General features: G+C 55.5%; 10 protein-coding genes and 4 tRNA genes. All 14 read left to right on the plus strand.

Translation table 11 applies throughout. The features are described 5' to 3' along the window. Window positions 1-105: 105 nt before the first annotated feature. A complete protein-coding gene (gene birA / locus WH299_RS19035) occupies window positions 106-1,065 on the plus strand; it encodes a bifunctional biotin--[acetyl-CoA-carboxylase] ligase/biotin operon repressor BirA (protein ID WP_122727768.1) in 960 nt (319 codons plus the stop codon). Next, entirely contained in the window at window positions 1,055-1,804 is a 750-nt protein-coding gene (locus tag WH299_RS19040) for a pantothenate kinase (protein WP_122727771.1), read from the plus strand. The genes birA and WH299_RS19040 overlap by 11 nt, the downstream gene beginning before the upstream one ends. A 7-nt stretch (window positions 1,805-1,811) precedes the next feature. After that, the gene (locus WH299_RS19045) at window positions 1,812-2,258 is read left to right on the plus strand and encodes a hypothetical protein (RefSeq protein ID WP_339551018.1); all 447 of its coding nucleotides are present in this window, start codon (window positions 1,812-1,814) and stop codon (window positions 2,256-2,258) included. Window positions 2,259-2,401: 143 nt separating this feature from the next. Next, window positions 2,402-2,486: transfer RNA gene (locus tag WH299_RS19050), tRNA-Tyr, on the plus strand. Between the two features lie 24 nt (window positions 2,487-2,510). After that, a tRNA-Gly gene (locus tag WH299_RS19055) sits at window positions 2,511-2,584 on the plus strand. Between the two features lie 26 nt (window positions 2,585-2,610). Next, window positions 2,611-2,686 (plus strand) — tRNA-Thr (locus WH299_RS19060). A gap of 161 nt (window positions 2,687-2,847) precedes the next feature. Next, window positions 2,848-2,923: transfer RNA gene (locus tag WH299_RS19065), tRNA-Trp, on the plus strand. Between the two features lie 45 nt (window positions 2,924-2,968). Next, a complete protein-coding gene (gene secE / locus WH299_RS19070) occupies window positions 2,969-3,337 on the plus strand; it encodes a preprotein translocase subunit SecE (protein WP_003194658.1) in 369 nt (122 codons plus the stop codon). Window positions 3,338-3,346: 9 nt separating this feature from the next. Continuing rightward, window positions 3,347-3,880 carry a transcription termination/antitermination protein NusG gene (gene nusG, locus WH299_RS19075; protein ID WP_003176436.1) on the plus strand — a complete coding sequence of 178 codons (534 nt, stop codon included), beginning with the start codon at window positions 3,347-3,349 and terminating at the stop codon, window positions 3,878-3,880. A 117-nt stretch (window positions 3,881-3,997) separates the two neighbouring features. Beyond that, window positions 3,998-4,429: a 50S ribosomal protein L11 gene (gene rplK / locus WH299_RS19080; protein WP_003176435.1), complete on the plus strand. Its 432-nt coding sequence runs from the start codon at window positions 3,998-4,000 to the stop codon at window positions 4,427-4,429. After that, on the plus strand, window positions 4,429-5,124 hold the full coding sequence (gene rplA / locus WH299_RS19085) for a 50S ribosomal protein L1 (RefSeq protein WP_003176434.1): 696 nt from the start codon (window positions 4,429-4,431) through the stop codon (window positions 5,122-5,124). Before rplK ends, rplA begins: the two co-directional genes overlap by 1 nt. A gap of 200 nt (window positions 5,125-5,324) precedes the next feature. After that, window positions 5,325-5,825, plus strand: coding sequence for a 50S ribosomal protein L10 (gene rplJ / locus WH299_RS19090; protein ID WP_016977599.1), 501 nt, complete (start codon window positions 5,325-5,327; stop codon window positions 5,823-5,825). A 78-nt stretch (window positions 5,826-5,903) separates the two neighbouring features. Next, window positions 5,904-6,269 carry a 50S ribosomal protein L7/L12 gene (gene rplL, locus WH299_RS19095; protein ID WP_003176432.1) on the plus strand — a complete coding sequence of 122 codons (366 nt, stop codon included), beginning with the start codon at window positions 5,904-5,906 and terminating at the stop codon, window positions 6,267-6,269. A gap of 219 nt (window positions 6,270-6,488) precedes the next feature. Beyond that, complete coding sequence (gene rpoB, locus WH299_RS19100) at window positions 6,489-10,562, plus strand: DNA-directed RNA polymerase subunit beta (protein WP_019819139.1); 4,074 nt, start codon at window positions 6,489-6,491, stop codon at window positions 10,560-10,562. Window positions 10,563-10,581 lie beyond the last annotated feature (19 nt).

The raw sequence follows: 10,581 nt of genomic DNA on the forward strand, positions 1-10,581 counted from the left end.
CAAAAGGCGTCCATTTCGACGACCTTCAATACTAAAGTCCCGCGTTTCTATGCAATGACCCTGCGCATGGCTATCATGCGTGCCTCATTGTGAGGCGATATTTGCATGCTGACGCTGTTAAAACTTCTGAAAGATGGCCGATTCCACTCGGGGGAAGCGCTTGGCGCGGCCCTGGGTGTCAGCCGCAGTGCTGTCTGGAAGCAACTCCAGCACCTGGAGGCAGAACTCAATCTGCCCATACATAAGGTGCGAGGTAAGGGGTATCAGTTGGCGTCACCGCTGGTGTTCTTGGCTGCTGAAGATATTGCGTTGAATGCGCCCTCCTTGACGTGGCCCATTTGTGTCTCTGACTCCGTTGACTCCACTAATGCCGAAGCCTTGCGTCTTGTTGATGCCGGTCACGCGGCGCCGTTCCTGGTGCTTGCGGAGCAACAAACGGCCGGCCGGGGTAGGAGAGGTCGGAAGTGGGTAAGTCCATACGCACAAAATGTGTATTACAGCCTCGTATTGCGCATCGAGTCGGGCCTGCGACAGTTGGAGGGGCTGAGCCTGGTTGTGGGCTTGGCGGTCATGCAGGCCTTGCGCGAGTCGGGTGTGCAGGGCGCTACTCTGAAGTGGCCAAACGACGTTCTGGTAGGGCAGAAGAAAATTGCCGGGATTTTGCTGGAGTTGGTAGGAGACCCCGCTGATATCTGCCACGTTGTCCTCGGAATAGGCATCAACGTGAATATGCAAAGGGCTGACGAGGTGGACCAGCAATGGACTTCGGTGCAGTTGCAGACGGGTTCTCCGGTGAATCGCAATGCGCTGGTGGCGCAGGTGGGGCTGCAACTGCAAGGCTACCTTGAGCGGCACCGGCAGGGTGGTTTTGTCGCACTCAAAGATGAGTGGGAGCAGAATCACGCCTGGCAGGGGCGGCCGGTGTCTCTTATCGCGGGTGTCAGTCAAGTCGATGGCGTTGTACTGGGTGTAGACCACCAGGGGGCGCTGCGCTTAAGCGTTGATGGCGTTGAGAAAATATACAGTGGTGGTGAGTTAAGCCTGAGGTTGCGTGATGATTCTTGAGCTCGACTGTGGGAATAGCTTTATCAAGTGGCGTGTGCTTGATTTGGGTGGTACGAGTGCATCGGCGGAAGGGGTTGTCGGTTCTGATCTGGCATTGATTGACAGTCTTGTGGCGCTTCCCGGGCTGTTGCTGACGCGCTGCCGATTGGTGAGTGTTCGTGCCTTGGAAGAAACAAGCAAGCTCGTTGCGGCTCTGCATGAGGCTTTCGGAGTTGCCGTTTCCTGCGCTGCACCAGCACGCGAGATGGGCGGAGTACGCAACGGCTACGAAGATTTTGAGCGTCTGGGTCTTGATCGCTGGTTGGCAATGCTGGGCGGATTCAAGCTGGCGCGCGGCGCTTGCCTGGTGCTTGATTTCGGCACGGCAGCCACGGCGGATTTTATTGCGGCGGATGGTGCGCACCTCGGCGGTTTCATTTGTCCTGGTATGCCCCTCATGCGCAACCAGCTGCGAACTCATACACGCAAGATACGCTACGACGACGCTGCGGCTGAAAGGGCGCTGGAGCGCCTATCTCCAGGTCGCACGACTGTAGAGGCGGTGGAGCGAGGTTGTACGCTTATGCTCAGGGGGTTTGTAATGACTCAGTTGGAGTTGGCGCGAAGCTACTGGGGCGATGATTTCACTGTGTTTCTCACCGGAGGAGACGCCGATTTGGTGGCAGGTGCAGTGCCGCAGGCCCGACTCGTTCCAGATCTGGTTTTTGTCGGTTTGGCGATGGCTTGTCCTTTGTCCTGAGGTGATTATGCGTTGGTTGTTTTTGCTCTTACTTGTCCTCAACGCCTTCTACTACATTTGGCATCAGCAAGAAGCGCCGTTGCGCGCTAAAGATGTCACGCCCTTGAGTCTTTATAAGGGCGGGCAGCAGGACATCCGCTTGCTCAGTGAGTCCTCTGATGCTGTGGTGCGCAGCGATCGTGCAAAAGCAGCAGAGGCGCAAAATACCTGTTTGTACATCGGTGGTTTCGCGGATCAGCGACAGGCTCAGTCTGTAGAGCAGCGGCTCACAAGCCTGGATATAAAGGCCAAGCTTCAATTGCTGAATACTGCTGAAGCTTCCGGCTATTGGCTGCGCGTAGCCCCTGAAAGCCGACGCCTGGCTGAGGATCTGCCTTTTGAAAACCTTGCTAAGGAATTCAATGAGTTAAAACATAAAATAATGTTGTGCGAAGGCGTTGCATCTCTCGAATAGTTTGCATAGAATGGCGCCCGCTTCGCAGTGAAGACCTTTAAGGTCTACAGCGTGAAGCGAAGGTCAATGCAGCTAACCTCATATTTTTAAATGAGAAAATGCTTGACAGAAGGTCGGCGTAATGTAAAATGCCGGCTCGCTTAGGAGGGGTTCCCGAGCGGCCAAAGGGATCAGACTGTAAATCTGACGTCTACGACTTCGAAGGTTCGAATCCTTCCCCCTCCACCATTTTTAGCGTGAGCTGCAAGCTCCGCGGGTATAGTTTAGTGGTAGAACCTCAGCCTTCCAAGCTGATGATGCGGGTTCGATTCCCGCTACCCGCTCCAAGTTTGCAGGTTGTGCAAGGTGTTTCGCTCTTGTAGCTCAGTTGGTAGAGCACACCCTTGGTAAGGGTGAGGTCAGCGGTTCAAATCCGCTCAAGAGCTCCATATGACAAGGCAGATATGAAAATATCTGCCTTTGTTTTAACAGCTACCTCGGCTTGTTGGTGTTGCGTCTGGCTTTATCGTCGGGTGATTTCAAGTCTAGTGGGGTTGGTTGTTGTAAAGTCTTTTTCAGGCCTGCATAATGGTCGGCCTGATTTTGTTTTAGGTCAGTAGCTCAATTGGCAGAGCGACGGTCTCCAAAACCGTAGGTTGGGGGTTCGATTCCCTCCTGACCTGCCAGATTCACGTGGTGTATCTGGCTTTCTTTTCACAGGATCTTCATAGATGACTCCTAAGGCTGAAGCTCAAAGCTCTCGTTTCGATCTGGTCAAGTGGCTCGCTGTAGTTGCCTTGGTAGTCGTAGGCGTTGTTGGCAATCAGTACTATTCTGCTTCGCCGATCCTGTACCGCGTCCTCGCTTTGCTTGCCCTTGCTGCTGTAGCTGCCTTTGTAGGCCTGCAGACTGCTAAAGGCAAGTCTTTCGCGGTCCTGGTAAAGGAAGCTCGCACCGAGATTCGTAAAGTCGTTTGGCCGACTCGCCAAGAAACCACGCAGACCACGTTGATCGTTGTGGCTGTTGTTCTGGTTATGGCGTTGCTGTTGTGGGGGCTTGATTCCCTGCTCGGCTGGCTTGTTTCCTTGATTGTTGGCTAAGGGTGTCCCGTGGCTAAGCGTTGGTACGTTGTGCATGCTTACTCGGGTTACGAGAAGCATGTTATGCGCTCTTTGCTAGAGCGCGTAAAGCTGGCAGGCATGGAAGATGGCTTCGGCGAAATTCTGGTTCCCACTGAAGAAGTGGTTGAAATGCGGAATGGCCAGAAGCGCAAAAGCGAACGCAAGTTCTTTCCTGGCTATGTGCTGGTTCAGATGGACATGAATGAAGGTACTTGGCACTTGGTCAAGGATACCCCTCGTGTCATGGGTTTCATCGGCGGTACCGCTGATAAGCCTGCTCCTATCACTGACAAAGAGGCAGAAGCGATTCTGCGTCGCGTTGCTGATGGTAGCGACAAGCCTAAGCCGAAGACGTTGTTCGAGCCGGGTGAGGTTGTTCGTGTCACAGATGGTCCGTTTGCTGATTTCAACGGTACTGTCGAAGAAGTTAACTACGAAAAGAGCCGGATCCAAGTGGCGGTGCTCATTTTCGGTCGCTCTACTCCGGTAGAGCTAGAGTTCAGCCAGGTCGAGAAGGTCTAGCTGAGCAAGCATCCCAACCCCGCAGCCTTAGGCTGTGGGGTTTTGTCGTCACTGGGATAAACGCGCAAGTAACCGGGGAGCCTTTCGAGGCGTTTGAACCCGTAATTGGAGTGCCTCATGGCCAAGAAGATTACCGCTTACATCAAGCTGCAAGTGAAGGCCGCTCAGGCCAACCCTAGTCCACCTGTCGGCCCGGCTCTGGGTCAGCACGGCGTGAACATCATGGAATTCTGCAAGGCCTTCAACGCCCGTACTCAGGGTCTTGAGCCAGGTCTGCCGACTCCAGTGATCATCACTGTATACAGCGACCGTAGCTTCACCTTCGAAACCAAGTCGACTCCGGCTTCGGTTCTGTTGAAGAAAGCTGCTGGTCTGACTAGCGGTTCCGCTCGTCCTAACACCGTTAAGGTTGGCACCGTGACTCGTGCTCAGCTGGAAGAAATCGCGAAAACCAAAAACGCGGATCTGACTGCAGCTGATATGGATGCAGCCGTGCGTACCATCGCCGGTTCTGCTCGTAGCATGGGCCTTAACGTGGAGGGTGTGTAATGGCTAAGCTGACCAAGCGCCAAAAGGCTATCGCTGGCAAAATCGAAGCGGGCAAGTCCTACAACTTTGTAGACGCTGCTGCCCTGCTGACCGAGCTGTCGACTGTCAAGTTCAGCGAGTCCGTTGACGTTGCTGTAAACCTGGGTGTTGACCCACGTAAATCCGACCAGGTCGTTCGTAGCGCAACTGTGCTGCCACACGGTACTGGCAAGACTGTACGTGTAGCAGTCTTCACTCAAGGCCCAGCAGCTGAAGCTGCCCTGGCCGCCGGCGCTGATCGCGTTGGCATGGACGACCTGGCTGCCGAAATGAAAGGCGGCGACCTGAACTATGACGTAGTTATTGCTTCCCCGGATGCAATGCGCGTTGTAGGTCAGTTGGGTCAGATCCTCGGTCCACGTGGCCTGATGCCTAACCCTAAAGTCGGCACCGTAACTCCAGACGTAGCTACCGCGGTTAAAAACGCCAAGGCTGGTCAGGTTCGTTATCGCACCGACAAAAACGGCATCATTCACACCTCCGTTGGCAAAGTCGGCTTTGATGCCGTCAAGCTGAAGGAAAACGTTGAAGCCCTGATCGCTGATCTGAAGCGTATCAAGCCAGCTTCCTCGAAAGGTATCTACGTCAAGCGCGTTACCCTGAGCACCACTATGGGCCCAGGTCTGGTCATCGACCAAGGCTCGCTGGACGTATAAGACACAGATTGGTGCGAGAGATCGCGCCAATTGAAAAAAATTGGGGTCCCTGCCTGGCGGGGGCTATCCAAGACCGTAGGCGACGCAAGTCTTAAACCACAAGCCTACGCAGATGGTGCTCCCGGTTCCTTACCGAATCAGACACCAAAACGACATCCGGCTCCGGCCAGATGAAACGGTAACAAGCAGGAGTTAAACCCGTGGCAATTAATCTCGAAGACAAGAAGGCCATCGTCGCTGAAGTCAACGAGGCTGCCAAAGCTGCTCTGTCCGCTGTCGTGGCTGATGCCCGTGGTGTGACAGTAGGCGCTATGACCGGACTCCGTAAAGAGGCTCGTGAAGCTGGCGTATACGTACGTGTTGTACGTAACACCCTGCTCAAGCGCGCTGTTGCTGACACTGAATACAGTGTCCTCAACGACGTGTTCACCGGCCCGACCCTGATTGCGTTCTCCACCGACCATCCTGGCGCTGCTGCCCGTTTGTTCAAAGAGTTCGCCAAGGGTCAGGACAAGTTCGAGATCAAGGCAGCTGCGTTCGAGGGCAAGTTCCTCGCAGCTAACCAAATCGACGTACTGGCAACACTGCCGACCCGTAACGAAGCTATTTCGCAGCTGATGAGCGTGATTCAAGGCGCTACCAGCAAGCTGGCTCGTACTCTGGCCGCAGTTCGCGAGCAAAAAGAAGCTGCCGCAGCCTAAGGCTGAGCAACTTCTCTCGCGGTTTTTTGTTTATTTCGATGGCCGAGTAGGCCGTCCCCCAATTCAGGAAATACAGCAATGTCTATCTCCCAAGACGATATCCTCAACGCCGTAGCTGAAATGTCGGTTCTGCAGGTTGTTGAGCTGATCAAAGCTTTCGAAGAAAAATTCGGCGTTTCCGCTGCCGCTGCTTCCGCTGGCCCAGCTGTTGCTGCTGTTGCTGCTGAAGAGCAAACCGAATTCAACGTCATGCTGCTGGAAGCTGGCGAGAAGAAAGTAAACGTGATCAAGGCAGTACGTGAACTGACCGGTCTGGGCCTGAAAGAAGCCAAGGCTGTAGTTGACGGCGCTCCTGCCCAGGTTCTGGAAGCAGTGTCGAAAGACGCAGCTGACAAAGCCAAAGCAACACTGGAAGAAGCAGGCGCTAAAGTCGAGCTGAAGTAAGCATCGACCTTGCGTCTCCAGCCCAAGCGTTAAGCTGAAGGCTGATGGCTGGTGGCTCTTGCCACCGGCCTTTTTCCGTTCTTGGCTGTCGACTCGGTCGCCGCCATTAACGCGCTGTAGCCACCCGATGCGGTGGTGCAAACCATGGGGTTTGCGAGATTTTCTGGCTGCTCCCGTCGGGAGGGCCAAACAAGCAGGTGACCAAGCTGGGGAACGCTGATGGCTTACTCATATACTGAGAAAAAACGTATCCGCAAGGACTTTAGCAAGTTGCCGGACGTCATGGATGTCCCGTACCTTCTGGCTATCCAGCTGGATTCGTATCGTGAATTCTTGCAGGCGGGAGCGACCAAAGATCAGTTCCGCGACGTGGGCCTGCATGCGGCCTTCAAATCCGTTTTCCCGATCATCAGCTACTCCGGCAATGCTGCGCTGGAGTACGTCGGTTATCGCCTGGGCGAACCGGCATTTGATGTCAAAGAATGCGTGTTGCGCGGTGTTACTTACGCCGTACCTTTGCGGGTAAAAGTGCGCCTGATCATTTTCGACAAAGAATCGTCGAACAAAGCGATCAAGGACATCAAAGAGCAAGAAGTCTACATGGGCGAAATCCCATTGATGACCGAGAACGGTACCTTCGTTATCAACGGTACCGAGCGTGTGATCGTTTCCCAGCTGCACCGTTCCCCGGGCGTGTTCTTCGACCACGACCGCGGCAAGACGCACAGCTCCGGCAAGCTCCTGTACTCCGCGCGGATCATTCCGTACCGCGGTTCGTGGTTGGACTTCGAATTCGACCCGAAAGACTGCGTGTTCGTGCGTATCGACCGTCGTCGCAAGCTGCCGGCCTCGGTACTGCTGCGCGCGCTCGGCTACACCACTGAGCAAGTGCTGGACGCTTTCTATACCACCAACGTGTTCAGCCTGAAGGATGAAACCCTCAAGCTGGAGCTGATCGCTTCGCGTCTACGTGGTGAAATTGCCGTCCTGGACATCCAGGATGAAAAAGGCAAGGTCATTGTTGAAGCTGGCCGCCGTATCACTGCGCGCCACATCAACCAGATCGAAAAAGCCGGTATCAAAGAGCTGGAAGTGCCTCTGGACTACGTCCTGGGTCGTACTACCGCCAAGGTCATCGTTCACCCGGCTACAGGCGAAATCCTGGCTGAGTGCAACACCGAGCTGAACACCGAGATCCTGGCCAAAATCGCCAAGGCTCAGGTCGTTCGTATCGAGACCCTGTACACCAACGACATCGACTGCGGTCCGTTCATCTCCGACACACTGAAGATCGACTCCACCAGCAACCAATTGGAAGCGCTGGTCGAGATCTATCGCATGATGCGTCCTGGTGAGCCACCAACCAAAGACGCTGCCGAAACCCTGTTCAACAACCTGTTCTTCAGCCCTGAGCGCTATGACCTGTCTGCGGTCGGCCGGATGAAGTTCAACCGTCGTATCGGTCGTACCGAAATCGAAGGTTCGGGCGTGCTGTGCAAGGAAGACATCGTCGCGGTACTGAAGACCCTGGTCGATATCCGTAACGGTAAAGGCATCGTCGATGACATCGACCACCTGGGTAACCGTCGTGTTCGCTGTGTAGGCGAAATGGCCGAAAACCAGTTCCGCGTTGGCCTGGTACGTGTTGAGCGTGCGGTCAAAGAGCGTCTGTCGATGGCTGAAAGCGAAGGCCTGATGCCGCAAGACCTGATCAACGCCAAGCCAGTGGCTGCAGCGGTGAAAGAGTTCTTCGGTTCCAGCCAGCTCTCGCAGTTCATGGACCAGAACAACCCGCTCTCTGAGATCACCCACAAGCGCCGTGTTTCTGCACTGGGCCCGGGCGGTCTGACCCGTGAGCGTGCTGGCTTTGAAGTGCGTGACGTACACCCGACGCACTACGGTCGTGTTTGCCCGATCGAAACGCCGGAAGGTCCGAACATCGGTCTGATCAACTCCCTGGCCGCTTATGCGCGCACCAACCAGTACGGCTTCCTCGAGAGCCCGTACCGCGTGGTGAAAGACGCCCTGGTCACCGACGAGATCGTTTTCCTGTCCGCCATCGAAGAAGCTGATCACGTGATCGCTCAGGCTTCGGCCACGATGAACGACAAGAAAGTCCTGATCGACGAGCTGGTAGCTGTTCGTCACTTGAACGAGTTCACCGTCAAGGCGCCGGAAGACGTCACCTTGATGGACGTTTCGCCGAAGCAGGTAGTTTCGGTTGCAGCGTCGCTGATCCCGTTCCTGGAGCACGATGACGCCAACCGTGCGTTGATGGGTTCCAACATGCAGCGTCAAGCTGTACCGACCCTGCGCGCTGACAAGCCGCTGGTAGGTACCGGCATGGAGCGTAACGTAGCCCGTGACTCCGGCGTTTGCGTCGTGGCTCGTCGTGGCGGCGTGATCGACTCCGTTGATGCCAGCCGTATCGTGGTTCGTGTTGCCGATGACGAAGTTGAAACTGGCGAAGCCGGTGTCGACATCTACAACCTGACCAAATACACCCGCTCGAACCAGAATACCTGCATCAACCAGCGTCCGCTGGTGAGCAAGGGTGATCGCGTTCAGCGTAGCGACATCATGGCCGACGGCCCGTCCACCGACATGGGTGAACTGGCACTGGGTCAGAACATGCGCATCGCGTTCATGGCATGGAACGGCTTCAACTTCGAAGACTCCATCTGCCTGTCCGAGCGTGTTGTTCAAGAAGACCGTTTCACCACGATCCACATTCAGGAACTGACCTGTGTGGCCCGTGACACCAAGCTTGGGCCAGAGGAAATCACTGCAGACATCCCGAACGTGGGTGAAGCTGCACTGAACAAACTGGACGAAGCCGGTATCGTTTACGTAGGTGCTGAAGTAGGCGCAGGCGACATCCTGGTCGGTAAGGTCACTCCGAAAGGCGAGACCCAACTGACTCCGGAAGAGAAGCTGTTGCGCGCCATCTTCGGTGAAAAAGCCAGCGACGTTAAAGACACCTCCCTGCGTGTACCTACCGGTACCAAAGGTACTGTCATCGACGTACAGGTCTTCACCCGTGACGGCGTTGAGCGTGATGCTCGTGCACTGTCCATCGAGAAGACCCAGCTCGACGAGATCCGCAAGGACCTGAACGAAGAGTTCCGTATCGTTGAAGGCGCGACCTTCGAACGTCTGCGCTCCGCCCTGGTAGGCCACAAGGCTGAAGGCGGCGCAGGTCTGAAGAAAGGTCAGGACATCACCGACGAAATCCTCGACGGTCTTGAGCACGGCCAGTGGTTCAAACTGCGCATGGCTGAAGACGCTCTGAACGAGCAGCTCGAGAAGGCTCAGGCCTACATCGTTGATCGCCGCCGTCTGCTGGACGACAAGTTCGAAGACAAGAAGCGCAAACTGCAGCAGGGCGATGACCTGGCTCCAGGTGTGCTGAAAATCGTCAAGGTTTACCTGGCAATCCGTCGCCGCATCCAGCCGGGCGACAAGATGGCCGGTCGTCACGGTAACAAAGGTGTGGTCTCCGTGATCATGCCGGTTGAAGACATGCCGCACGATGCCAATGGCACCCCGGTCGACGTCGTCCTCAACCCGTTGGGCGTACCTTCGCGTATGAACGTTGGTCAGATCCTTGAAACCCACCTGGGCCTCGCGGCCAAAGGTCTGGGCGAGAAGATCAACCGTATGATCGAAGAGCAGCGCAAGGTCGCAGACCTGCGTAAGTTCCTGCACGAGATCTACAACGAGATCGGCGGTCGCAACGAAGAGCTGGACACCTTCTCCGACCAGGAAATCCTGGATCTGGCGAAGAACCTGCGCGGCGGTGTTCCAATGGCTACCCCGGTGTTCGACGGTGCCAAGGAAAGCGAAATCAAGGCCATGCTGAAACTGGCAGACCTGCCAGAAAGCGGCCAGATGCAGCTGTTCGACGGCCGTACCGGCAACAAGTTCGAGCGCCCGGTTACTGTTGGCTACATGTACATGCTGAAGCTGAACCACTTGGTAGACGACAAGATGCACGCTCGTTCTACCGGTTCGTACAGCCTCGTTACCCAGCAGCCGCTGGGTGGTAAGGCTCAGTTCGGTGGTCAGCGTTTCGGGGAGATGGAGGTCTGGGCACTGGAAGCATACGGTGCTGCTTACACTCTGCAAGAAATGCTCACAGTGAAGTCGGACGATGTGAACGGTCGGACCAAGATGTACAAAAACATCGTGGACGGCGATCACCGTATGGAGCCGGGCATGCCCGAGTCCTTCAACGTGTTGATCAAAGAAATTCGTTCCCTCGGCATCGATATCGATCTGGAAACCGAATAACACGTGACGCGAATCGAGA

Source organism: Pseudomonas sp. MYb541, from assembly GCF_037479595.1.
Classification (GTDB): domain Bacteria; phylum Pseudomonadota; class Gammaproteobacteria; order Pseudomonadales; family Pseudomonadaceae; genus Aquipseudomonas; species Aquipseudomonas canadensis.

Coding starts and splice junctions, on each gene's coding strand:
- birA (WP_122727768.1), top strand. CDS start 106: ATGCTGACGCTGTTAAAACTTCTGAAAGATGGCCGATTCCACTCGGGG.
- WH299_RS19040 (WP_122727771.1), top strand. CDS start 1,055: ATGATTCTTGAGCTCGACTGTGGGAATAGCTTTATCAAGTGGCGTGTG.
- WH299_RS19045 (WP_339551018.1), top strand. CDS start 1,812: ATGCGTTGGTTGTTTTTGCTCTTACTTGTCCTCAACGCCTTCTACTAC.
- secE (WP_003194658.1), top strand. CDS start 2,969: ATGACTCCTAAGGCTGAAGCTCAAAGCTCTCGTTTCGATCTGGTCAAG.
- rplK (WP_003176435.1), top strand. CDS start 3,998: ATGGCCAAGAAGATTACCGCTTACATCAAGCTGCAAGTGAAGGCCGCT.
- rplA (WP_003176434.1), top strand. CDS start 4,429: ATGGCTAAGCTGACCAAGCGCCAAAAGGCTATCGCTGGCAAAATCGAA.
- rplL (WP_003176432.1), top strand. CDS start 5,904: ATGTCTATCTCCCAAGACGATATCCTCAACGCCGTAGCTGAAATGTCG.
- rpoB (WP_019819139.1), top strand. CDS start 6,489: ATGGCTTACTCATATACTGAGAAAAAACGTATCCGCAAGGACTTTAGC.